The sequence below is a fragment of the Pseudonocardia xinjiangensis genome, from assembly GCF_050948425.1.
Lineage (GTDB): Bacteria > Actinomycetota > Actinomycetes > Mycobacteriales > Pseudonocardiaceae > Pseudonocardia > Pseudonocardia xinjiangensis.
The window spans coordinates 7,469,984-7,491,115 of the sequence record NZ_CP192009.1; the positions used below are offsets into that span (position 1 = coordinate 7,469,984).

The 21,132-nt window shown below is 71.5% G+C and carries 27 protein-coding genes and 1 tRNA gene; 16 read left to right on the forward strand and 12 right to left on the reverse strand.

Annotation, left to right across the window (positions count from 1 at the left end; genetic code table 11):
* Positions 1–72: 72 nt before the first annotated feature.
* Positions 73–420, forward strand: coding sequence for a GNAT family N-acetyltransferase (locus ACQPZA_RS35300; RefSeq protein WP_433276711.1), 348 nt, complete (start codon positions 73–75; stop codon positions 418–420).
* Positions 421–512: 92 nt separating this feature from the next.
* Positions 513–890: a PH domain-containing protein gene (locus tag ACQPZA_RS35305; protein ID WP_433276713.1), complete on the forward strand. Its 378-nt coding sequence runs from the start codon at positions 513–515 to the stop codon at positions 888–890.
* On the opposite strand, the gene ACQPZA_RS35310 is transcribed toward ACQPZA_RS35305, so the two are convergent.
* Positions 875–1,471 (reverse strand): hypothetical protein, encoded by a 597-nt coding sequence (locus ACQPZA_RS35310; RefSeq protein ID WP_433276715.1) that lies wholly within the window; start codon positions 1,469–1,471, stop codon positions 875–877. The genes ACQPZA_RS35305 and ACQPZA_RS35310 overlap by 16 nt on opposite strands.
* Positions 1,472–1,697: 226 nt before the next feature.
* Between ACQPZA_RS35310 and ACQPZA_RS35315 the strand changes: the two genes are divergently transcribed.
* A complete protein-coding gene (locus tag ACQPZA_RS35315) occupies positions 1,698–2,453 on the forward strand; it encodes a DinB family protein (RefSeq protein WP_433276717.1) in 756 nt (251 codons plus the stop codon).
* An 86-nt stretch (positions 2,454–2,539) separates the two neighbouring features.
* On the opposite strand, the gene ACQPZA_RS35320 is transcribed toward ACQPZA_RS35315, so the two are convergent.
* The 3 genes from ACQPZA_RS35320 to ACQPZA_RS35330 form a co-directional block, all read right to left on the reverse strand.
* Positions 2,540–2,662, reverse strand: coding sequence for a hypothetical protein (locus ACQPZA_RS35320; protein WP_433276718.1), 123 nt, complete (start codon positions 2,660–2,662; stop codon positions 2,540–2,542).
* Positions 2,663–2,744: 82 nt separating this feature from the next.
* Positions 2,745–2,819: transfer RNA gene (locus tag ACQPZA_RS35325), tRNA-Thr, on the reverse strand.
* A 260-nt stretch (positions 2,820–3,079) separates the two neighbouring features.
* Complete coding sequence (locus ACQPZA_RS35330; RefSeq protein WP_433276720.1) at positions 3,080–3,277, reverse strand: MerR family DNA-binding transcriptional regulator; 198 nt, start codon at positions 3,275–3,277, stop codon at positions 3,080–3,082.
* A 67-nt stretch (positions 3,278–3,344) separates the two neighbouring features.
* Between ACQPZA_RS35330 and ACQPZA_RS35335 the strand changes: the two genes are divergently transcribed.
* The 4 genes from ACQPZA_RS35335 (at position 3,345) to otsB (ending at position 7,405) form a co-directional block, all read left to right on the forward strand.
* Complete coding sequence (locus tag ACQPZA_RS35335) at positions 3,345–3,677, forward strand: hypothetical protein (protein ID WP_433276723.1); 333 nt, start codon at positions 3,345–3,347, stop codon at positions 3,675–3,677.
* Positions 3,678–3,822: 145 nt separating this feature from the next.
* Entirely contained in the window at positions 3,823–5,145 is a 1,323-nt protein-coding gene (locus ACQPZA_RS35340; protein ID WP_433276725.1) for a threonine/serine ThrE exporter family protein, read from the forward strand.
* A 74-nt stretch (positions 5,146–5,219) separates the two neighbouring features.
* A complete protein-coding gene (locus ACQPZA_RS35345; protein WP_169397872.1) occupies positions 5,220–6,653 on the forward strand; it encodes an alpha,alpha-trehalose-phosphate synthase (UDP-forming) in 1,434 nt (477 codons plus the stop codon).
* A complete protein-coding gene (gene otsB, locus ACQPZA_RS35350) occupies positions 6,650–7,405 on the forward strand; it encodes a trehalose-phosphatase (protein ID WP_433276727.1) in 756 nt (251 codons plus the stop codon). Before ACQPZA_RS35345 ends, otsB begins: the two co-directional genes overlap by 4 nt.
* 3 nt (positions 7,406–7,408) lie before the next feature.
* On the opposite strand, the gene ACQPZA_RS35355 is transcribed toward otsB, so the two are convergent.
* On the reverse strand, positions 7,409–7,798 hold the full coding sequence (locus tag ACQPZA_RS35355; RefSeq protein ID WP_433276729.1) for a DUF3291 domain-containing protein: 390 nt from the start codon (positions 7,796–7,798) through the stop codon (positions 7,409–7,411).
* A 93-nt stretch (positions 7,799–7,891) separates the two neighbouring features.
* Between ACQPZA_RS35355 and ACQPZA_RS35360 the strand changes: the two genes are divergently transcribed.
* Entirely contained in the window at positions 7,892–8,464 is a 573-nt protein-coding gene (locus ACQPZA_RS35360; RefSeq protein ID WP_433283116.1) for a TetR/AcrR family transcriptional regulator, read from the forward strand.
* Here ACQPZA_RS35360 and ACQPZA_RS35365 read toward each other — a convergent pair whose 3' ends face one another.
* A complete protein-coding gene (locus ACQPZA_RS35365) occupies positions 8,465–9,568 on the reverse strand; it encodes a LacI family DNA-binding transcriptional regulator (protein ID WP_169397870.1) in 1,104 nt (367 codons plus the stop codon).
* Positions 9,569–9,701: 133 nt separating this feature from the next.
* Between ACQPZA_RS35365 and ACQPZA_RS35370 the strand changes: the two genes are divergently transcribed.
* From ACQPZA_RS35370 to ACQPZA_RS35380, 3 genes are all read left to right on the forward strand, one after another.
* Positions 9,702–10,664 carry a metal ABC transporter solute-binding protein, Zn/Mn family gene (locus tag ACQPZA_RS35370; RefSeq protein ID WP_433276733.1) on the forward strand — a complete coding sequence of 321 codons (963 nt, stop codon included), beginning with the start codon at positions 9,702–9,704 and terminating at the stop codon, positions 10,662–10,664.
* Between the two features lie 67 nt (positions 10,665–10,731).
* Positions 10,732–11,514, forward strand: coding sequence for a metal ABC transporter ATP-binding protein (locus ACQPZA_RS35375; RefSeq protein WP_433283118.1), 783 nt, complete (start codon positions 10,732–10,734; stop codon positions 11,512–11,514).
* Positions 11,511–12,368 carry a metal ABC transporter permease gene (locus ACQPZA_RS35380; protein WP_433276735.1) on the forward strand — a complete coding sequence of 286 codons (858 nt, stop codon included), beginning with the start codon at positions 11,511–11,513 and terminating at the stop codon, positions 12,366–12,368. The genes ACQPZA_RS35375 and ACQPZA_RS35380 overlap by 4 nt, the downstream gene beginning before the upstream one ends.
* Before the next feature lie 19 nt (positions 12,369–12,387).
* Here the strand turns inward: ACQPZA_RS35380 and rlmB are convergent, their stop codons facing one another.
* Complete coding sequence (rlmB, locus tag ACQPZA_RS35385) at positions 12,388–13,374, reverse strand: 23S rRNA (guanosine(2251)-2'-O)-methyltransferase RlmB (RefSeq protein ID WP_169397868.1); 987 nt, start codon at positions 13,372–13,374, stop codon at positions 12,388–12,390.
* A 6-nt stretch (positions 13,375–13,380) separates the two neighbouring features.
* Positions 13,381–14,772 carry a cysteine--tRNA ligase gene (cysS, locus tag ACQPZA_RS35390; protein WP_169397867.1) on the reverse strand — a complete coding sequence of 464 codons (1,392 nt, stop codon included), beginning with the start codon at positions 14,770–14,772 and terminating at the stop codon, positions 13,381–13,383.
* Positions 14,773–14,865: 93 nt separating this feature from the next.
* On the opposite strand from cysS, the gene ACQPZA_RS35395 reads away from it, so the two are divergent.
* Positions 14,866–15,300, forward strand: a complete 435-nt coding sequence (locus ACQPZA_RS35395) for a VOC family protein (protein WP_433276739.1) — start codon at positions 14,866–14,868, stop codon at positions 15,298–15,300.
* Between the two features lie 112 nt (positions 15,301–15,412).
* Here ACQPZA_RS35395 and ispF read toward each other — a convergent pair whose 3' ends face one another.
* The 3 genes from ispF to ACQPZA_RS35410 are packed head-to-tail and all read right to left on the reverse strand — an operon-like array spanning position 15,413 to position 17,087.
* Positions 15,413–15,877: a 2-C-methyl-D-erythritol 2,4-cyclodiphosphate synthase gene (gene ispF, locus ACQPZA_RS35400; protein WP_433276741.1), complete on the reverse strand. Its 465-nt coding sequence runs from the start codon at positions 15,875–15,877 to the stop codon at positions 15,413–15,415.
* On the reverse strand, positions 15,874–16,554 hold the full coding sequence (locus tag ACQPZA_RS35405) for an IspD/TarI family cytidylyltransferase (protein WP_433276742.1): 681 nt from the start codon (positions 16,552–16,554) through the stop codon (positions 15,874–15,876). The genes ispF and ACQPZA_RS35405 overlap by 4 nt, the downstream gene beginning before the upstream one ends.
* 41 nt (positions 16,555–16,595) lie before the next feature.
* Complete coding sequence (locus ACQPZA_RS35410) at positions 16,596–17,087, reverse strand: CarD family transcriptional regulator (RefSeq protein WP_169397863.1); 492 nt, start codon at positions 17,085–17,087, stop codon at positions 16,596–16,598.
* Positions 17,088–17,371: 284 nt separating this feature from the next.
* Here ACQPZA_RS35410 and ACQPZA_RS35415 point away from each other — a divergent pair, with 284 nt between their 5' ends.
* The gene (locus tag ACQPZA_RS35415) at positions 17,372–18,145 is read left to right on the forward strand and encodes a hypothetical protein (RefSeq protein ID WP_433276744.1); all 774 of its coding nucleotides are present in this window, start codon (positions 17,372–17,374) and stop codon (positions 18,143–18,145) included.
* Between the two features lie 31 nt (positions 18,146–18,176).
* A complete protein-coding gene (gene radA, locus ACQPZA_RS35420; protein ID WP_433276746.1) occupies positions 18,177–19,544 on the forward strand; it encodes a DNA repair protein RadA in 1,368 nt (455 codons plus the stop codon).
* Between the two features lie 15 nt (positions 19,545–19,559).
* Here radA and ACQPZA_RS35425 read toward each other — a convergent pair whose 3' ends face one another.
* Positions 19,560–19,934, reverse strand: a complete 375-nt coding sequence (locus tag ACQPZA_RS35425) for a hypothetical protein (RefSeq protein ID WP_433276748.1) — start codon at positions 19,932–19,934, stop codon at positions 19,560–19,562.
* A 7-nt stretch (positions 19,935–19,941) separates the two neighbouring features.
* Between ACQPZA_RS35425 and ACQPZA_RS35430 the strand changes: the two genes are divergently transcribed.
* Both ACQPZA_RS35430 and ACQPZA_RS35435 read left to right on the forward strand, forming a co-directional pair.
* Positions 19,942–20,310: a hypothetical protein gene (locus tag ACQPZA_RS35430; RefSeq protein ID WP_433276750.1), complete on the forward strand. Its 369-nt coding sequence runs from the start codon at positions 19,942–19,944 to the stop codon at positions 20,308–20,310.
* Between the two features lie 328 nt (positions 20,311–20,638).
* Complete coding sequence (locus tag ACQPZA_RS35435) at positions 20,639–21,127, forward strand: beta-class carbonic anhydrase (RefSeq protein ID WP_433276752.1); 489 nt, start codon at positions 20,639–20,641, stop codon at positions 21,125–21,127.
* The last annotated feature ends 5 nt before the right edge of the window (positions 21,128–21,132 follow it).

Sequence of the window (21,132 nt, forward strand, 5' to 3'; positions counted from 1 at the left end):
AGATAGCAGCCGTGATCGGTCGATCACCTCGAGGAGAACGCGCGAGCCGGCCGGCCGGCACGTCCCCTGGCGGTGACGACCGCGGCTGTTCGGCTGCGGCGGTGCCTCACGCCGGGCGGCACGTACTTCGTGGCAGAGGAGCGCGGTGAGATCTGCGGGTTCATCGCGGCCTGGGTCAGCGAGGACGGAGTCGGGATCGTCGAAGGCGTCTTCGTCCGTCCCGACGCTCGTGGCGCCGGGCTGGCGACGCAGATGCTGCGCTTCGCGGTGGCGCACGCCCGATCCCGTGGGGCCGGGCCGATTCCGATCGGTAGCGACGTGGACGACACGCCCAAGAATCTGTACGCCCGGTTCGGCTTTCACCCGGTGACGGCGGTTCGGAGCTACGTGCATGAAGTTCGCGCGGCTCTGCTCCAGTAGCCGGCCGGGCAATCCACCTCACTTGCATGTAACGCACGCCTGTTCCGGGCCGACAGGCCGTACGCATCCCCACCACGAACCTGGAGCAGCACGTGGGCCTTCTCGACGGATTCATCGGAAATGCCTCTCGCATCGACCCCAACGCGGCAGCGCAGGAGTACGGGCGACTACTGGGACATGGCGAGCAGGTGCAGGCCGCCTATCAACTGGTGCGCGACGCGTTCCTGTTCACCGACCGCCGACTGATCCTGGTCGACAAGCAAGGCATGACCGGCAGGAAGGTCGAGTACCACACCGTGCCGTACAAGAGCATCACACACTACAGCGTCGAGACAGCGGGAACATTCGACCTCGACGCGGAGCTGAAGATCTGGCTATCAGGAAGCCCTACTCCCATCGTCAAGCAGTTCGGCAAGGGCGTCGACGTCTATGAGGTACAGGCCCTGCTCAGCCATTACGTCGCCCGTTGACCTCCAGGACCGACAGCCGAGCCGGGCCGCGCTGCCAACCGCGGCTCATGGGACCGCATCCGTGACCGTGCGCTCGTGATCATCGGCTGAGACCGTAGACCGCAGACCACGGCCGCACGGGAACTCCGATCGCTACCGCGAGGTCTGGCGTTTGAGCAGGTTGGGGGCGAGCGGATCGGTCTGCTCGATTGGCGGAAGGCCGTCGTCGCACGCCCGCTGATCCGCGCCACCGCGACGTTCAGCTCGGGAGTCTCGTCGTCGGAGAGGATCTCCAGGTATTTGTCGGGCAGCCTGTTCCAAACCCGTTCGTCGCTGCGGAATCGAGGATCGGTGGCTGCCTTGCGCAGCACCTCGTCTCGCACGACGAGCGAACTGAAATCGACGTCGACCATCGGTAGATCATCGGGCTCGGCCCACGCGATCGGCTGCTCTGCTGGCTCGATCCCGGCTTCACGGAGCTCGACCTCGACGTCGGCAGCGGGGACCGGCATCACGAAAGACCAGCCCGCCCGGCTGTTCGTGCGCGGCAGCGGGGTGTGCTTGGCGACGGTGGGCCGGGACCCGGGGACGATGACGGTCATCGCCGATCACGACGACGGCTGGTACGACACGGGCGATCTTGCGGTGCCGGACGGGTGTGGCGGAATCCGGCTGATGGGCCGCGTCGGCAACCGGATCGGTGGACTGTGAAATCACGAGAACAGCGTCGTCCTGACACATCCGGTCGAAACCGGACACAAGGCCCGAGCGCAGCAGCTGGTTGCTGCCAAACAGTGCGCGGACGGGATGGTGCGGGACACTGCCTCGGTGACTGCTGAGTACGCCCGGAGTGACCAGTTCCGTGGTGCCCGCGTCAACCTGTGCGACCTCGCCGGCCTCGAGATCCGCGATTGCGAGGTCAGCGGTCTGAAGATCGTCGACTGCTATGGGACCGAGGTCTACCTCGGTGGCGACTTCGAGCGTCTCGTCGTCAACGACGTCGACGTGACCGCCTACGTCGAGGCCGAGCTCGACCGGCAGCACCCCACGCGGGTGCTGGCGCGTGACGCCGCGTCCCCCGACGACTACCGGACTGCTTGGGACGCCATCGAGACGCTGTGGAAGGCGACCCTCGACCGCGCCAGGCTATTGCCCGAGGCCACGCTGCACGAGCAGGTCAACGGCGAGTGGTCGTTGGTCGAGACCCAACGTCACCTGCTGTTCGCCGGCGATGCCTGGCTCGGCAATGCCGTGCTCGAGGAGGAAGCGCCCTACCACCCGTTGGGCTTCCCTGCGGGCGGGATGCCGCCCGACGCGACGGCGAAGCTCGGACTCACCCTCGAAGCCGTCCCGACGCTCGACGAGGTGCTTGCGCCGCGGCACGCCCGCATGGCCACGATGCGGCGCACCATCGACGGGCTCACCGGGGCCGAGCTCGATCGGGTATGCGGTCGCAAGCCGGCGGACCCGTATCCCGATCAGGAGTACGTCGTGCGCCGCTGCCTCAAGGTGGTGCTGAAGGAAGAGGCCGAGCATCACCGTTATGCGGTGCGCGACCTCGCGGTGCTCGAGGCCGGTGCCTGAACCGGGTGAGGGCGCGCATGCCACCGGCTGACGCCCGCCGAGCAGGCGGGCCGACCGGGCCGCAACAACGTCCTGGGCCACTACACCTAGGTCTCCCAGTGCAGAGCCGAGAGTGGTCTCTTCGGGTCGGGCTCGGCGACCTCGATCAGGTTGTGCCGCTTCTTCGTCACGGGATCGGTCCCGGCGTAGACCCGGACCCGGAGAGCCACGCTGCGAAGCGTCTCGATGTTGCCCCTCGCACGGGCAGGAGACCGAGCGGATCTTGCAGTCAGCGTTCTTGATGGTCAGGCATGGAGCCGGAGGTCGGGATCGAACCGACGACCTACCGCTTACAAGGCGGTTGCTCTACCACTGAGCTACACCGGCGGGCGTTTGGTACATCTGACCTGCGGAAACGTGGTCCTGATCGGTGGACGGTCGCGTTCCCGGAGGTAGTCTCATGGTGACACGAGTCGTTGGAGGCGTCAGCATCACCCCGGACACAGAAGCCCTACGGGAGGCGTCCAGCACACTCCTCACCTGGTTGGGGGCTGCCGGGCAGGGAACGAGCGCTCCTATCGCCGGTTGCTAAATTTCACGAAGCTCCCCGGTGTCATGAGCGCCGGGAGCTCCTTCGCGTCCGGGGGTCACTCGTCGCGCTTGCGCGCGGCACGTAGCTGGTTCTCGACGTCTTCGAGTCTCCACCGCGCGTGTCCGCCCGGCGTGGTCCACGCGGGAGTGATCAGCCCGCTCCGCTGCCAGTTGAGTACCGCGGTCGCGGAGACCGAGAGCGCTTCCGCAAGTTTCCCCGTGGTGAGCAGCTTCTCACCCGCGTCCCTCGCCACTGCTCGGTACCGCTCCGGGAGCCGCTGAGGCACTGGAGGCGATCGACCGGGTACGCGGAGGCTTCCCGTGACCGACCCTGCGCGTGACCCGTGGTGGGAGGTGGTCGAGCTGCTCTCCGTCATGCCGGACGTGTTCACGCGGCTGCTGGTCGTCCACATCGACGACGGGGACGGGTGGTGCAGCGAGTGCCGGACCCCCGGTCGCGGAACCGCCCACGTCCGCCACCCGTGCTCCCTGACGACGGTGGCCACCCGCGCACGGGAGCGGTGGATGTCGCGCGCGAAGAGCATCAGCGGCAACGTGGTCCCGCTGCGGCGGGACACTGTGGAGCGCGTGTCCCCCGGCTTCGCGCAACCGTCGGAGTGCCGTCAGTGGCGACGGGCGCCGCACCTACCCTGACGTCCATGGTGGAGTGGATCGCGGCCGGTGGCAGCACCGGTGATACCTCGTGACCGCAGCTCGCCGGATCACCCGACGGGTTCGGAGCGTTCGGAATGTACTGAAGCGTGAGGCGCACGAACTGCTGCAGGCCGGGCCGCCCAGTGTGCAGTTGCTGCGCCCGCTCGGCCCGCAGGTACCCGATGACGCGCACGTGCAGCAGGTGCTCGATCTGTGCATGCGGGTCGGGGAGGTGCTGCTGTCGGCCGGGGAGAGCGCTGATGAGACGACGGAGACGATGCTGCGGATGGCCGCGGCCTGTGGGCTCTCCACAGTGGACGTCGACATCACGTTCACCTCAATCACCATCTGCTGCCACCGCGGGATGGCGGCGGCGCCGGTGACGTCGATGCGCCTGGTCCGCTACCGGTCGCTCGACCTCACGCGGCTGGCGGAGGTCGCCGCGATCGTCGAGCGGGTGGAGCGCGCCGAGCTCGACGCGCAGCAGGCCGCGGTCGTGTTGACCGACGCGGTGAGCGCTCCCCACCCGTACCCGCGGTGGGTGGCCACGGTGGGCTGGGCGTGCCTGGCCGCGTCGATCGCGCTCCTGCTCGGTGCCGCCCCGATCACGGCGCTGGCTGCGTTCGTGGTCACGGCGCTCATCGACCGGATCGGGCGCCTGCTCAACAGGTGGGGACTTCCTCCGTTCTTCCAGCAGGTCGTCGGCGGTGTCGTCGCCACCGGCTCGACGCTCGCGCTCTTCGCCGCGGGTGTGTTCCCGCCGGGCACGCAGCCCTCGCTGGTGGTCGCGGCGAGCATCACGGTGCTGCTGTCGGGGCTCTCGGTCGTCGGCAGCGTGCAGGACGCCATTTCCAGCTACTTCGTCACCTCGGCCGGTCGGGCCGCGGAGATCCTGTTGCTGTCGGCCGGGCTGCTCACCGGTGTCGTGCTCGGCCTGAAGATCGGGCTCGCGTTCGGGATCACGCTCGAGGTGGCCGGCCCGCTCCCCGCCGGGTCGGGCCGGTTCAGCGTCGCCGTCCTCGCCGCGGCCGCCGGTGCCGCCGCGTTCTCGCTCGCCGGCTACGCCCGCCCGCGCCCGCTGCTGGCCGCCGGGATCGCCGGTGCCGCGGGCTGGGGCACCTACGGCGCACTCACCCAGCTCACGGCGATCGGACCGGTCGCCGCCACCGGCATCGCCGCGATCGTCGTGGGGATCGCCACAGGTCTGCTGCGCCGGGGCGGGCGGGTCGCGCCGCTCGTCGTCACCCTCGCCGGGATCACTCCGCTGCTGCCCGGCCTGACCGCCTACCGCGGCTTCTACCAGCTGGCCGTCGAGGGGCTCGCCGAAGGACTCGTGACGGTGACCCTCGCACTGGCCATCGGACTCGCGCTCGCCGCCGGTGTCACCCTCGGCGACTTCATCGCGCGGCCCGCGCGGCCCAACCGCTCCGTCGTCGCGAGTACCGCGAACGAGCAGCCACGGCAGTAGGCTGCCGCCAACGGTTGGCAGCGGCCAGCCCCTGCCACACCGTCGCCAAACAGGCGATATGCGCGAGGAGGATCATGCCGACCGGCAGTACCACGCTTTCCGACGCCGAGTTCGTCGTCGTCGCCAACCGGCTGCCGGTCGATCTGGAGAAACTCCCCGACGGGTCGCAGCGCTGGAAGCGCAGCCCCGGCGGTCTGGTCACCGCGCTGGAGCCGATGCTGCGCAGCCGCGAGGGTGCCTGGGTCGGCTGGCCGGGCCTGGCCGACGCCGACGTCGAACCGCTCGTCGAGGACGGCCTGCAGCTGCACCCCGTGCGCCTGTCCGCGCAGGAGGTCGAGGAGTACTACGAGGGCTTCTCCAACGGCACGCTGTGGCCGCTCTACCACGATGTCGTAGCCCCGCCGATGTTCCATCGCCACTGGTGGCAGGCCTACGTACGGGTCAACGAGCGGTTCGCCGAGGTGGTGGCGGGGGTGGCCGCCCGCAACGCCACCGTCTGGATCCAGGACTACCAGCTGCAGCTGCTCCCCGCTGCGCTGCGGAGACTGCGGCCCGACCTGCGCATCGGGTTCTTCCTGCACATCCCGTTCCCGCCCACCGAGCTGTTCATGCAGCTCCCCTGGCGCCGCAGGATCATCGAAGGGCTGCTCGGGGCCGACCTCGTCGGCTTCCACACCCCCGGCGGCACCCGCAACTTCCGGTGGCTGGCCACCCGCCTCACCGACGCCACGCCAGGTCAGGGCCGCACCGAGGTCACCTACGACGGGCGCACGGTCAAGCTCGGGGCGTTCCCCATCTCGATCGACTCGGCGGCGCTCGACAAGCTCTCCCGCACCCCCGAGGTGCTCGAACGGGCCAAGCAGATCCGGGCCGACCTCGGCGACCCGGCCAAGGTCGTGCTCGGCGTCGACCGGCTCGACTACACCAAGGGCATCGACGTCCGGCTACGGGCGTTCGAGGAGCTGCTCTCCGAGGGCCGCGTGGATCCCGAGGACGTGGTGATGATCCAGCTCGCCACGCCCAGCCGGGAACGCGTCGAGCACTACCAGAAGATGCGCAACGACATCGAGCAGTCCGTCGGGCGGATCAACGGGGAGTACGCCCGGGTCGGCCATCCCGCGGTGCACTACCTGCACCAGTCGCTGCCCCGTGAGGAGCTCGCCGCCTTCTTCGTCGCCGCCGACGTGATGCTGGTGACGCCGCTGCGCGACGGGATGAACCTCGTCGCGAAGGAGTACGTGGCGTGCCGGCACGACAACGGGGGTGCGCTGGTCCTCTCGGAGTTCGCCGGTGCGGCGTACGAGCTGAAGGACGCCATCCTGGTGAACCCGCACGACACCGACGGCGTCAAGAACGCTCTGCACGTCGCCCTCACCATGCCCCGCGAGGACGCCGCCAAGCGGATGCGGGCGCTACGCCGCCAGGTGCTCACCCACGACGTCGACCGGTGGGCGCGCTCGTTCCTCGACGCGCTCGGGCTGCCGCCCGCCGACGGTTCGGCGTCATGAGCGCTCTCGACGACGCCGTGCGGACCGTCGCCGGCGTCCCCCGCCTGCTCGTGGCCCTCGACTTCGACGGAGTGCTCGCCCCGATCGTCCCCGTCCCGTCGGACGCCCGGCCGCTGCCGGTGTCGGCCGCGGCGATCGGCTCGCTGGCCACGCTGCCGGACACCACGGTCGCGCTCGTCTCCGGGCGCGGGCTGGCCGACCTGGCCGCGGTGTCGGGCTTCGGCACCCCGATCCGGCTCATCGGCAGCCACGGCGCCGAGTTCGACGACGGTGGCGCGGTACTCGACGACGCCCAGCGCGAGCGGCTCGAACGGCTCGGCACGGAGCTGCGCGCGCTCGTGGACGGCGAGCCCGGCGTCACGCTGGAGGAGAAGCCCGCCGGCCTGGCCGTCCACGTGCGGAACGCACCGGCCGACGTCGGCGAGCGCGTGTTCGAGGCCGTGCGCACCGGGCCGGCCTCCTGGCCCGGCATCGAGACCACTCCCGGCAAGGCGGTGCTCGACCTGGCGGTTCTGCAGGTGAACAAGGGCCTCGCGCTGGACCTGCTGCGCGAGCGGATCGAGCCGGACGCGGTCCTGTTCGCAGGCGACGACGTCACCGACGAGACCGCCTTCGCCCGGCTGCGGCCGGGAGACGTGGGTGTGAAGGTGGGTCCCGGCGAGACCGCGGCCGAGCACCGCGTACCTGGGCCGGCCGAGATCGGCGCGCTGCTCCAGGAACTGCTGGCCGTCCGCACATCGCGGCGGGGATAGCGGTCACATCGTTGCGCTGAGGCGCTCGTCGGCCTCCTCCCAGGTCGGAGGGAGCGCGGCTGCCGGCACCGTCCAGAACGTGAACCCCACGTCGGCCATCGCGCCGCGGTAGCGCCTCATCACGGACCGGTGCGGTTCGGAGCGCACCATCGCGTCCAGGGCCGCACGGTTCTCCCAGGCGCTGAGCGTGCGGAACTCGCGGCGAAGCGGGTGGGCCACCAGCGAGACGCCCAGCGCGCCCTCGCTCCGCAGGACCTGCGTGTGCACCCGCACGGAGTCGATGAGGAACGGCAGGACGTGGCGAAAGCCCCGGACGCGGAACCGGGACGCCATGACGACGACCTCGGCGTTCGGGGCGGCCTCGCGGACGGTGGACCAGGGCACTGTGGGCACGTCTACTCCTCGGGCTCATCAGCAGGCTCGTCAGTCTTGACAGTGGCAAGATGTCATCGAGGGGCCGATCTTGTCAATGGAAAGATGGGGTTTATGCTCGTCGGCGTGCCCTATCACCACGGGGATCTACGGCGAGCGCTGCTCGACACCGCGCTTCTGGCGGTCGGCGAGCACGGCCCGGCCGCGCTGAGCCTTCGCGACGTCGCCCGCCGGGCAGGGGTCTCCCACGCCGCCCCCACCCACCACTTCGGAGACAAGGCCGGGCTGCTCACCGCGCTGGCCACGGAGGGCTGGACGCTGCTCGCCGATGCGCTGACCGAGAGCGCCGAGCAGAACCGGAGCTTCGCCGAACTCGGCGTCGCCTACGTGCTGTTCGCCACCACGCATCCCGCGCACTTCGCGGTGATGCGCGCGCCGGGCCTCGTTCGCGGCGACGACGCGGAACTCGTGGCGGCGCAGCAGCGGGCCGGCGCACGACTCGACGCCGGGGCGGGGAGGCACGACAGGGGCGCCACATCGGACACCGCGACGACCGCGCTGGCGGCATGGTCGCTCGTACACGGACTCTCGGCACTGCTCCTCGAGGGCATGGTGAGCCCCGAACCCGGCACGGACGTCGCGACGCTGGCGCGTTCCGTCACCACTCGGCTCAGCCCGCGGAGCTGATCACCAGCCGGAGAAGAAGCGCTGGTCGACGCGGGGCTTCGCGCTCGTCTCACCGACCGTCAGCTCGGTGGGCAACGTGACGCGCCGCGGCCGGTTGCGCTCGCCCCGCTCCAGCAGGAGCTCACCCGCAACGCGCCCCTTCTCCAGCAGCGGCTGTCTCACCGTGGTCAACCCGGCCCGTTCGGCCTCGGGCACACCGTCGAACCCGGTGATGGTGAGCTGGTCGGGCACCGACAACCCCCGGTCCGCGGCGTGGCGCAGCGCCCCGAGCGCGAGGACGTCGGACGTGCAGACCACGGCGGTGAGCTCGGGGTGGGCCGCGAGGAGCGCGGCCGCGGCCGCCTGGCCCGAGTCGACGCTGTGCTCGAACCGCTCGTGGACGGGCACGTCGGCCCAGTCGACGCCGACCTCGGCCAGGCCGTCACGGATGCCGGCGAGCCGCTCGCGCTGCACCGGATAGGTGACGCTCGCCTGCCGCTCCGCAGAGGCGGGACCGTCGTTGCGGCCCGAGGCGAGGCGCATGCAGAGCACCCCGACGCGCCGGTGCCCCATCCCCGTGAGGTGCCGGGCCAACGCGAGCATCCCGGCCCGGTCGTCGACCCCGACCCGGTCCACGCCCTCGACGCCCGTCGGCTGGTCGCAGACCACGGTGGGCACCGGACGCTCGAGCACCGCCATGAAGTGGGGATCGTCCTCACGCACGGAGTAGACGACGAACCCGTCGACGCCCGCCTGGTGCACCGCGGTGACGTCGGCGTGCTCAGGGCTCACCGGGATGAGCAGCAGACCCTGGCCCGCCTGCTCACACGCCAGCGCCAGACCTTCGAGGAACCCGGTGGCAGCAGGGTCACGGAAGGCGTAGGAGAGGGCCTCGGTGAGCAGCAGGCCGACGGCGCCGGCCTTGCGGGTGCGCAACGAGCGGGCCACCGGGTCGGGGCCGGGATAGCCGAGCCGCCTCGCCGCCTCCAGCACTCGCGCACGCAGAGGCGCGGACAGCTGGTCAGGCCGGTTGTACGCGTTCGAGACCGTCGTCCGCGACACACCCAGCTCGGCAGCCAACGAGGCCAGAGTCGCGGGGCGTCGGACATTCGGAAGCCCGGACATCGGCAAACCGTAACGGTTCAGTTGGTCGCCGGGAAAGTCGAGAGCCGGTGGTGCAGGGAGCGAATGCTCACAGGGCTACAGTGAACCGACAACGGTTATCAATAACTGACCATCACCGGGGAGACCTGCACTCATGCCGTTCCGCCGCTCCGGCGTACTCACCGCGCTCGCCGCGTTCACCGCACTCAGCCTGGCCGGCTGCGGCTCCGGGAACACACCGGCCGCTCCGAGCGCTACTCCCGGGAGTGACGCCCCTCTCAGCGTGGTCACCTCGACCAACGTCTACGGCAGCATCGCGCAGGCCGTGGGCGGGGACCGGGTCGCCGTGACGTCGCTGATCAACGATCCCGCCGCCGACCCGCACTCCTATGAGAGCACTCCCGGCGACGCGGCGAAGGTGGCCGGCGCCAGCCTGGTGCTCTACAACGGCGGCGGATACGACGACTTCATGGAGCGGCTGGTCCAGTCGTCGGGCGCGAAGCCGAGCGTCATCAACGTCACGCAGCTCTCCGGGCTGGCCCCGCCGGAGCCGGCCGGGTCCGACACCGCCCCCGCCGATGACCCGTCGTTCAACGAGCACCTCTGGTACAGCCTGCCCACCGTGCAGAAGGTCGCCGACCAGATCGCGTCCGATCTCGGCACCGCCGACCCCACCGACGCCGCCCGCTTCACGTCGAACGCCCAGGCCTTCAAGGGCAAGGTGGCCGACCTGATCACGAAGGAGCAGGCGATCGGCACCGCCCACCCCGGCGCCCGCGTGGCGATCACCGAGCCCGTGCCGGGCTACCTGGTCCAGGCCGCCGGGCTCACCGACGTGACGCCCCCGGCGTTCACCGAGGCGATCGAGGAGGACACCGACCCGCCCGCGGCCGTGTTGCAGCAGACCCTCGACCTGTTCACGACCAACCCGGTGCAGCTCCTGATCCTCAACGCCCAGACCGAGACCCCCACCACGACGCAGGTGGAGCAGGCGGCTCAGGCGGCCAACGTGCCGGTCGTCAAGGTGACGGAGACGCTGCCGGCAGGAGTGAACGACTACATCACCTGGATGGGCTCGGAGATCGACGCCGTGGCCAATGCACTGAACGGGAGCTGACGACGTGACAATCCCCCGCACCACGGCTCCTGCCGTGTCCCGGCCGGTCGCGGCGCCCGCCGTGTCGATGCGTTCCGCTCGGGTGACCTTCGGCCGGCGGACGCTCTGGGACGGTCTCGACCTCGACATCGAGCCCGGCGAGTTCGTGGCGGTCCTCGGCCCCAACGGTTCGGGGAAGACCACCCTGGTGCGGGTGCTGCTCGGGCTGCTCCCGCTCTCGGCGGGCGAGGTGCGGATCGGCGGCAAGCCACCGCGCCGCGGCTCCCCGAGCATCGGCTACGTGCCCCAGCAGAAGGCGCTCGACCCCGACCTGCCGTTGCGGGGCCGCGACCTCGTCGGCCTCGGCCTCGACGGGCACCGGCTCGGGATCGGGCTGCGCAGCAGGCGGGCCCGGCGCGAACGCGTCGACCGGGCGCTGGAGGCCGTCGGGGGCACCGCATATTCCGGCGCGCCGGTCGGGCGGCTCTCCGGTGGCGAGCAGCAGCGGTTGCGGGTGGCCCAGGCCCTCGTCGGCGACCCGCACGTGCTGCTCTGCGATGAGCCGCTGCTCTCGCTCGACCTGTCCCACCAGCGCACGGTCACCCGCCTGATCGACGAGCGCCGCCGCACCGCCGGCACCGCGGTGCTGTTCGTCACCCACGAGATCAACCCGGTGCTGCCGCTGGTGGACCGGGTCCTGTACCTCGTCAACGGCCGCTTCCGGATCGGGCCGCCGTCGGAGGTCATGACGTCGGAGGTGCTGTCGGAGCTGTACCGCACCCGCGTCGACGTGGTGCAGGTACGCGGCAGGCTGGTCGTGGTCGGCGCGGAGGAGCACGCCCAACACTGCCGCGAGGAGGAGTCGGCGTGAGCGAGGTCCTGGGCCGGCTCTTCACGTTCTCGGGCATCGGTGAGCTGCTGGGGCTGCCCTTCGTGCAGAACGCGCTGATCGCCTGCGCCGTGCTCGGTCTCGTCGCGGGCTCGCTGACCCCGTTGATCGTCTCGCGAGGCATGGCGTTCGCCGTGCACGGCACGGCCGAGCTCGCGTTCACCGGAGGCGCGGCAGCACTGCTCATCGGCGTCGGGGTGGAGATCGGCGCGGTCGTCGGAGCCGTGGTCGCCGGGCTGGTGTTCGGCCTGCTCGGGCTGCGCCAGCGCGAACGCGACTCGGTGATCGGCGTCGTGCTCGCGTTCGGTCTCGGGCTCGGCGTGCTGCTCCTGGCGCTCTACAGCGGTCGCGCGTCGAACAAGTTCGGGTTGCTGACCGGCTCCATCGTGTCGGTCGACTCGACGAACCTGACGGTGCTCGCCATCGTCGCCGTGCTCGTCATCGGCACCCTCGCGGTGCTCTATCGCCCGCTCCTGTTCGCCAGCGCCGACCCGGACGTCGCACTGGCCCGCGGGGTACCGGTGCGGTTCCTGTCGCTGGTCTTCGCGGTGCTGATCGGGCTCACCACCGCGCTGGCGGTGCCGATCGTCGGCGCGGTGCTCGTGCTCTCGGTGATGATCGCGCCGGGGGCGGCCGCCGCGCGCGTGACTGCGAACCCCCTGCTGGCCACCGTGCTCGCGGTGCTGTTCGCCGAGCTCGCACTGGTCGGGGGCACCGTGATGTCGCTGGCGCCCGGCCTGCCCGTGTCTGGCTACGTCGCCACGATCGCGTTCCTCTGCTACGTCGGCTGCCGGGTGGTGGCCCGGCTGCGCGGGCGCCGCGTCGCCGCGGCCTGAACGCCGCGGCGACCGGCGCTCAGCGGCGCCGCTGACGCGCGATCTCGGCCAGCACGACCCCTGCGGCCACCGAGGCGTTCAAGGACTCCACCGGCCCCGCCATCGGGATCGAGACCGTGACGTCGCACGTCTGCTTCACCAGGCGGGAGAGGCCCTTGCCCTCGGAACCGACCACGAGCACCAGCGGGTCGGTGGCCAGCTCGAAGTCGTCGAGCGACACCGAGCCCTCCGCGTCCAACCCGGCGACCATGAAGCCGGCGGTGGCGTACTCCCGCAGGGTGCGAGTGAGGTTGGTGGCCCGGGCCACCGGGAGCCGCGCCGCCACACCTGCCGAGGTGCGCCACGCCACGGCCGTCATACCCGCGGCCCGGCGCTGCGGCACGACCACACCGTGGCCGCCGAACGCGCCGACCGACCGGACCACCGCGCCCAGGTTCCGGGGGTCGGTGACCCCGTCCAGCGCGACGATCAGCCCCGGCTCACCCGAGTCGGCCGCGATCTCCAGCAGCTCGTCCGGGTGGGCGTAGGCGTACGGCGGCACCTGCAGGGCGAGGCCCTGGTGCAACGCGCCGCCCGCGATCCGGTCGAGGTCCTGGCGGGGCACCTCGAGGATGGAGATGCCCGCGTCGGCAGCCAGGTGCACCGCTTCGGAGACCCGCTCGTCAGTGGTGGTGCCGATCGCGACGTGCAGCGCGGTGGCCGGAACGCCGGCCCGCAGGCACTCCACCACGGGGTTGCGGCCGAGCACCGTCTCCGGCGTCTCGCCGTCACCGGCCTTGCGTCGATGGCCCGCCGTGCTCGACGACCGGCCGCCGCCGCCCGGTCTCCCCGGTTTCGCGTCCCGCGCCGCCTTGCGCGCCTTGGGATGACCGGGACGCATCTCGGCGGGCGGCGTGGGGCCCTTGCCCTGGAGAGCGCGACGGCGCTGCCCTCCGGACCCGACCACCATGCCCTTCTTGGTGCCGTCCTTGCGCATTGCGCCACGGCGCTTGGAATTGCCGGCCAATTTTCCCTACACGTCCTTCAGTGACCAGGTGGGGCCGTCGGGGCTGTCCTCCACGGACACCCCGGCGGCGGTGAGGCGATCGCGCACCTCGTCGGCGGCGGCGAAGTCCCGCCGGGCGCGGGCCTCCTGACGCTGCGCCAGCAGGTCCTCGACCAGGGCGGTGAGCGCCCCCGAGGCGGCGTCCGCCGTGGTGTCGTCACCCACCCAACGGGGATCGAGGGGGTCGAGCCCGAGCACGCCCGTCATGGCACGCACGGCCTCCGCCGCGCGCGTGGCGGCCGGATGGTCCCCGGCGTCCAGCGCGCTGTTGCCGTCACGGACGGTGCCGTGGATGACGGCCAGCGCGCCCGGCGTGCCCAGGTCGTCGTCCATGGCGGCGGCGAACTCCGGGCAGACCGAGCCGGGCTCCGGCAATCCGATCCGCTCCCGCACCCGGTGGATGAACGACTCGATGCGCCGGTAGGCGGCCACCGACTCGTGCAGCGCCGCGTCGGAGTACTCGATGGACGACCGGTAGTGCGGGCCGACCAGGTAGTACCGCAGCTCGACCCCGCGCACGCGGCGCAGCAACACGTCGATGGACAGCGTGTTGCCCAGCGACTTGGACATCTTCTCGCCGCCCATGGTGACCCAGGCGTTGTGCAGCCAGTACCGCGCGAACGGGTCGCCCGCCGCGTTGGACTGGGCCCGCTCGTTCTCGTGGTGCGGGAAGACCAGGTCGAGCCCGCCCCCGTGGATGTCGAACTCGGGGCCGAGATAGTTCGTGGCCATGGCCGAGCACTCCAGGTGCCAGCCGGGCCGGCCCCGCCCCCACGGGGTGGGCCACGACGGCTCCCCCGGCTTGGCCGCCTTCCACAGGGTGAAGTCGAGCGGGTCGCGCTTGGCCCCGCTCTCGCCCTCCCCCTGCGCGACGTCGTCGACCCGCTGGTGCGACAACGCCCCGTAGTCGGGGAAGGACCGCACCGCGAAGTAGACGTCGCCACCGCCCGCGTAGGCGTGACCGCCCTCGACCAGCCGCTCGATCAGCTCGACCATCTGCGTGATGTGCCCCGTGGCCCGCGGCTCGACGGACGCGGGGAGGCAGCCGAGCGCGTCGTAGGCTGCGGTGAAGGCACGCTCGTGGGTGGCGGCCCACTCCCACCACGGCCTACCGGCGTCTGCGGCCTTGCGCAGGATCTTGTCGTCGATGTCGGTGACGTTCCGCACCAGTTCGACGTCGAGTCCGCCGTGGGCGAGCCACCGGCGGAGGACGTCGTAGTTGAGCCCCGAGCGGACGTGCCCGATGTGCGGAAGGCCCTGCACAGTGGCCCCACACACGTAGATCGACGCAGCCCCGGCCCGCAGGGGGACGAAGTCCCGCTGCTTTCTGGTGGCGGTGTCGAACAGGCGCAGGCTCACATCTTCAGAGTACGGACCCACTGCACGCGTTGTTTACCAGGGCAGTTCCGCTTCGTCCACGACGGTAAGCTCACAGGTCACCATCCTGGGGCCATGACAGAGATCCTCGGCCTGCACGCCCGCCTCGTCGTGGAGGGCGCCGACGCGGCGCTCGCCTTCTACACGGCCGCGCTCGGCGGGGAGGTGCTCGAGCGCTACACCGCCCCCGACGGCCGGGTCGTGCACAGCATGGTCCAGGCCGGCCCGGCGCGCTTCGCGGTGAAGGACGCGGGCGACGGCGACCCCGCCCCCACCGGGGGTGGTGTCCCGGTGATCATGTCGCTGGAGGTCTCGGACGCCGACGCGGTGGCCGAGCGGATGCTGGCGGCGGGCGCCCGGGTGATCTTCGAGATCGCCGACCACGGGTACGGCGACTACGGCGGCAGGCTCGCCGACCCGTTCGGTCACCAGTGGATGGTCAGCCAGCGCATCGAGCAGCTGGACGCGGACCAGGTGCAGCGGCGCCTGGACGCGCTGCAGGAGACCTGAGCGCCCGCCGCCGGCGGCAGCCCCGCCCCCGGTTGCAGCCCCGGTTGCAGCAAAGCCACTTTGACGCAACGAGGTGGCATGAAAGTGGCTTTGCTGCAACTCAGCGGGGTGGTTACTCGGGGAGGAGCAGCGCCGTCGCGATCGCCGCGATCCCCTCGCCCCGCCCGGTCAGGCCGAGCCCGTCGGTGGTGGTGCCCGACACCGACACCGGGCCGCCGACGGCGGCGGAGAGCACCTGCTGCGCCTCGGCCCGCCTGGTGCCGATCTTCGGGGCGTTGCCGATCACCTGCACCGCGGCGTTGCCGACCAGCCAGCCCTCGGCGGAGATCAGTGAGCGCACCTCGCCGAGCAGCGCCACCCCGCTCGCGCCGCTCCACTCCGGACGGCCGGTGCCGAACACCGCCCCGAGATCACCCAGTCCGGCTGCCGACAGCAGCGCGTCGCAGAGCGCGTGGGAGGCGACGTCGCCGTCGGAGTGCCCTGCGCAGCCGTCGACCCCCGGCCAGTGCAGGCCCGCCATCCAGCAGTCGCGGCCCGCCTCGACCGGGTGCACGTCCGTGCCGACGCCCACTCTCATCCGTCGTCCCTCCCCGCGAGCAGTTCGGCCAGCTCCAGATCCCAGGCGCTGCGCACGGGGAAGGCTGCCGAGTGGCCGGGAACGGTGAGTACCGCACCTCCCGCCGCGGCGTGGCGGCGAGCCAGCTCCAGCGGTTCGGGAGCGAACAGGGGGTCGAACAGGTCTCCCCGGACCGCGAGCGGCGTCTGGAGCACCCGCAGCCCCGACCGGTCGGGGGTGGCTTGCACGAGTCCGGCGGCGTCCACCTGTTTGACCGTGTCGACCAGCGGCAGAACGGGAACGGCCATCTCGTGGCCGTCACGGACGGCGGTCACGACGGTGGTGGCCAGGGCGGCCGGAGCGAAGGGGCGGGCGGCTTCGTGAAGCAGGACGACGTCCGCGGAACCGGCCGTGACCGGACCGTCACCCGCGGTGGTGCCTGCTCGTTGACCGACGTGTGGCCCTATCCCGGACAGCGCGTGCGCAAGAGCGCTTCGCGTGCTCACGGGCAACCCGGAACAGGCGCGCATGAGGGCGTCCGGGCGTACATCCACATCGAGCAGGACGACATGATCGACGAGACCCGTGGCCAGCAGGGATCGCACGGATCGAACGACCATCGGTTCACCACCGACGGTCGTGAGTGCATCCACCTCGCCACGACCACCGCCGGCCACGACCACAGCGATGACGTTCATGCTGCGACCGGGACCGGCGGAAGGGGGCAGTGCGCTGGTGCTCAGGCGGATGCGGTGGCCAGCACCTCGTCGAGCAGCAGCTCGGCTCGCTCCTCGTCGGTGCCCTCGGCGAGCGCGAGCTCGCTGACGAGGATCTGGCGGGCCTTGGCCAGCATGCGCTTCTCTCCCGCGGACAGGCCGCGGTCCTTCTCGCGCCGCCACAGGTCGCGGACGACCTCGGCAACCTTGTTGACGTCGCCCGAAGCCAACTTCTCCAGGTTTGCCTTGTACCGTCGCGACCAGTTCGTGGGCTCTTCGGTGTGCGGGGCGCGAAGCACCTCGAACACCCTGTCCAGACCTTCCTGGCCCACCACGTCACGAACGCCGACAACCTCGGCGTTCTCGGCGGGAACACGCACCGTGAGATCACCCTGCGCGACCTTGAGGACGAGGTACTTGCGCTCCTCGCCCTTGATCGTCCGAGTCTCGATGGCCTCGATGAGAGCGGCACCGTGGTGCGGGTAGACGACGGTCTCTCCGACCTTGAAAACCATGTGTCCTCTGCCCCTTTCGCTGCCACCAGGTTAACACGCCCGGACATGACGCCGCTGCACGGCCCAGCCCGTCGTCGCAGGTCAGGGGATTGACAACCAGCGGGAAACGTGCACGGCCAGTAATTGTGACGCTGGTGGGGGACCGGGACCAGCGCTCCTACAGGTGGCGTTAGGCTTTACCCAGGCCGAAGCCAGTGGCCGTCGCGGACACCAGGCGTCCGCGTCCGTCGCACCGCTGTGCCCGCGGCACGACGAGATGGCCCGCCAGGAAGGACATCACACCCGTGAGCCGCTACGTGCGTTCCCGTCCGACCGCAGTAGCGGTCGTCATCGGCGCGATGACCGCGGCCGTCGCACTCGCAGGCTGTGGGGCGGGCCAGATCACCCAGACCGACACGCAGGTCGCGTCGGTCAACGGCGCCAACGTGCGCGTGGGCGCGATCTCGGTCCGGGACGCGACGATCGAGTTCAGCGACGTGGCCAAGGGCGACATGGTCTACCCGCGAGGGAGCAGTGCGCCCCTGCAGATGAGCATCGTCAACGCAGGTCCGCAGGGTGACCGGCTGGTCTCGGTCACGAGCCCGGTCGCCACGTCGGTCCAGATCATCGGTCCGGCCGAGATCCCGGCCGGGCACGTGCTCCTGATCGAGGGCGGGCCTGCCGCCCCGGCGGGCCCCGCAGCCCCTGGCGGCCCCGCCTCCGGAGCGCCCGGTGCCCCGGCAGCGCCCGGCGGCGCCGCACCCACCACGGCAGGCGGCCCCACCCCGAGTGGCGCGGCTGTCCCGAGCGGTACGGCCACCCCTGGTGGCACGGCAGTGCCCGCGCCCACCACTGCCCCCGGCCGCCCGGCCGCCACCACTGCGGCCGCACCGCCGCCTGCTGCTCCCGCCGCACCGGGCTCGGACCGGGAGGCGAGCATCGTGCTCACCGGTCTGCGCGAGGACATCCAGGCCGGCCCGACCTACCCCGTCACCTTCACGTTCGAGCGCGGCGGAGTCCTCCAGTTCAACGTTCCGGTCGAGAACCCGACCGGCCCGCGCGACGCATCGTCCGAGTGACCGCGCCGGCCGGCACCTCCGCGTACCGGCCGTGACTCCGCGCACCCGCACCGCCCGTGGCGGCTACCGGTGCGCCGAGTGCGGGCACCTGGCCATGCAGTGGGTCGGCCGCTGCCCGTCCTGCCAGGCGTGGGGCAGCCTGGAACAGGCGGCCCCGGTGGCGGCCGCACCCACCAGGACGAGAGTCGCCGCCGGAGCCCCTACCGCACCCGCCCGCCGGATCGCCGACGTCGCGCTCGACTCGGCCCGCTCGCGGCCCACCGGCGTGTCCGAACTGGACCGCGTGCTCGGTGGTGGGCTCATCCCCGGATCGGTCGTCCTGCTGGCGGGCGAGCCCGGGGTCGGGAAGTCGACGCTCCTGCTGGAGGTCGCGGCCAAGGCCGCCGCCACAGGGCGGGTGCTGTACGTCACGGGTGAGGAGTCCGCCGGTCAGGTTCGACTCCGCGCCGAGCGCACCGGGGCGGTGCACGACGAGCTGTACCTCGCCGCCGAGTCCGACCTCGGCGCGATCGTCGGGCACATCGACGAGCTGCACCCCGACCTGCTCGTCGTCGACTCGATACAGACGATGTCCACGGGCGACGCCGACGGCACCCCGGGCGGGGTGACGCAGACCCGCGCGGTGACCGTCGCGCTCACCGGGCTCGCCAAGGAGCGCGGGCTGCCGGTGGTGCTCGTGGGACATGTCACGAAGGACGGCGCGATCGCCGGCCCGCGGGTGCTCGAGCACCTCGTCGACGTCGTGCTGGCGTTCGAGGGCGACAAGCACTCGACGCTGCGCATGGTGCGCGGGGTCAAGAACCGCTTCGGCCCGGCCGACGAGGTGGGCTGCTTCGAACTGCGGGACGAGGGCATCGTCGGGATGCCCGACCCGTCCGGGCTCTTCCTGGCGCGGTTCGGCGGCCCACCGGTGCCCGGCACCGCCGTCACCGTGGTGATGGACGGCCGCAGGCCGCTCCCCGCCGAGCTCCAGGCGCTCGTCACGGGCAAGGACATCCCCAGCCCCCGGCGGGCCGTGAGCGGCCTCGACAACGCCCGCGTCGCGATGTTGCTCGCCGTGCTCGAGAAGCGGGCGGGCGTGCGGCTGCACGACGCGGAGGTCTACGCCGCCACCGTGGGTGGGATGCGAGTGGTCGAACCCGCCGCCGACCTGGCACTAGCGCTGGCCATCACCTCAGCTCGCCGCGACGTCGCCCTGCCGTCGGACGTCGTCGTGCTCGGCGAGATCGGGCTGGCCGGCGAGGTCCGACGCGTCACCGGCGTCGACCGCAGGCTCGCCGAAGCCGCCCGGCTCGGCTTCACCCACGCGCTCGTTCCCCCGGACAGCGGCGTGGCCCCGGCCGGCATGAAGATCACCGAGGTCCGCGACGTCGGGGCCGTGCTGCAGGCGATCCGCTGAGGTCGGCGGACGGCGTCACGGCACCCGGCGGAACGCGGTGGCGGCGCTGATGGCGTCGTCCACCCTGCTCATCACGTTGTACTCGCCGGCAGGCACCTCGGTGCGGGGCGCGGCGCAGCCCGGGCTCGAGGTCCGGCCCGCCCACCGCACGGCGAACGCGACGGGCTGACCGGGGACGAGGGTCCGGAGGTCGGCGCTGCCGGCGTTGACGCAGTCGTTGCTCGACCAGATCCGGGCACCGCCTGCGCCCCACACCACGATCTCCTGCCGGGCCGAGTCCAGGTCCCGGATGCAGGGCTGGTCGCTGATGTTGGTGACGACCAGCCGCAACACCGGCCGCTCCCCCACGCGATGCTCGGGACGGTCGATCTCGGCGCCCACCGTCAGCATCTGGTTCGTGCAGGGCACCGGCCCGGTCGGCGGCACGGGCACCGGCGGAGGAACCGGCACCGACCGGCGCGGCGAGTCGTCCGGGATCAGTTGCTCGGACGTGATGGGGGGACCCGACGGGCCCGACACCGGCACGGAGGACGGTCCGGGTGCAGGCCCCACCGCCCCCGGCTGCGACGACGGCGGGGGGGACGCCGAAGCGGCTTCCGGGGGCGGCGAGGCCTGCTGGGGAGCGGACGCGCTGGCATGGTTGGCCGTACGGGTCGTGGCAGCATCGGAGGTCATGGTGGGTGTCGTCAGGATGGCCACGGCCCAGGCCACCAGCACGAGCACGGTGGTCGTGGACACGACTGCGAGCCAGCGCCGCCTCCAGTAGACGGACGCGGGTAGCGGTCCCACCGGCTCCCACACATCACGCACCGTATCTGAGCGACTACCATAAGTTGCGGAATTTGCTCCGCCTCGGCGCGTCGCGACGCGCGGGTTGCACCCGCTCGGCGGAGCCGGTTCACTCCTCGCGTGGTCCCGATGTTGCTGGCACTCGAGCCCTTCTGGCCGAGTCGCCGCATCGTGCAGTTCGACGAGTTCTGTCGCCTGGTCGCGTAGCGCACCGCGCACGTTTCCCGGTCCGCCACGCGGCCTCCGCGCGTCCCACTGTCGTGGGCGCTCGCCCACGGCTCCTCGTTCCGAACCAGGAGACACCCATGTCCGTCACGGACGAACTGCTCGCCAACAACGCCAGGTACGCACAGAGCTTCTCGGGGCCGCTACCGCTGCCCCCGTCCAAGAACGTCGCCGTCGTCGCCTGCATGGACGCCCGGCTCAACGTCTACGGCATCCTCGGGCTCGGCGAGGGTGAGGCCCACGTGATCCGCAACGCCGGCGGCGTGGTCACCGACGACGAGATCCGCTCGCTGGCCATCAGCCAGCGGCTGCTCGGCACCCGGGAGATCATCCTCATCCACCACACGGAATGCGGGATGCTCACCTTCACCGACGACGAGTTCAAGAAGTCCATCCAGGACGAGACGGGGATCAAGCCCGAGTGGGCGGCCGAGGCCTTCCCCGACCTCGACGAGGACGTCCGCCAGTCGATCAACCGGATCAAGGCCAGCCCGTTCGTCCCGCACACCGACCAGGTGCGCGGCTTCGTCTTCGACGTGGCGACGGGGAAGCTGAACGAGGTCGGGTAGCAGGC

Bases quoted from the DNA above. Each gene is read 5' to 3' on its own strand.
- ACQPZA_RS35310 (WP_433276715.1), bottom strand. From the start codon at position 1,471: ATGACCGTCATCGTCCCCGGGTCCCGGCCCACCGTCGCCAAGCACACC.
- ACQPZA_RS35345 (WP_169397872.1), top strand. From the start codon at position 5,220: ATGCCGACCGGCAGTACCACGCTTTCCGACGCCGAGTTCGTCGTCGTC.
- otsB (WP_433276727.1), top strand. From the start codon at position 6,650: ATGAGCGCTCTCGACGACGCCGTGCGGACCGTCGCCGGCGTCCCCCGC.
- ACQPZA_RS35360 (WP_433283116.1), top strand. From the start codon at position 7,892: ATGCTCGTCGGCGTGCCCTATCACCACGGGGATCTACGGCGAGCGCTG.
- ACQPZA_RS35365 (WP_169397870.1), bottom strand. From the start codon at position 9,568: ATGTCCGGGCTTCCGAATGTCCGACGCCCCGCGACTCTGGCCTCGTTG.
- ACQPZA_RS35370 (WP_433276733.1), top strand. From the start codon at position 9,702: ATGCCGTTCCGCCGCTCCGGCGTACTCACCGCGCTCGCCGCGTTCACC.
- ACQPZA_RS35375 (WP_433283118.1), top strand. From the start codon at position 10,732: ATGCGTTCCGCTCGGGTGACCTTCGGCCGGCGGACGCTCTGGGACGGT.
- ACQPZA_RS35395 (WP_433276739.1), top strand. From the start codon at position 14,866: ATGACAGAGATCCTCGGCCTGCACGCCCGCCTCGTCGTGGAGGGCGCC.
- ispF (WP_433276741.1), bottom strand. From the start codon at position 15,877: ATGAGAGTGGGCGTCGGCACGGACGTGCACCCGGTCGAGGCGGGCCGC.
- ACQPZA_RS35405 (WP_433276742.1), bottom strand. From the start codon at position 16,554: ATGAACGTCATCGCTGTGGTCGTGGCCGGCGGTGGTCGTGGCGAGGTG.
- ACQPZA_RS35410 (WP_169397863.1), bottom strand. From the start codon at position 17,087: ATGGTTTTCAAGGTCGGAGAGACCGTCGTCTACCCGCACCACGGTGCC.
- ACQPZA_RS35425 (WP_433276748.1), bottom strand. From the start codon at position 19,934: ATGCTGACGGTGGGCGCCGAGATCGACCGTCCCGAGCATCGCGTGGGG.
- ACQPZA_RS35435 (WP_433276752.1), top strand. From the start codon at position 20,639: ATGTCCGTCACGGACGAACTGCTCGCCAACAACGCCAGGTACGCACAG.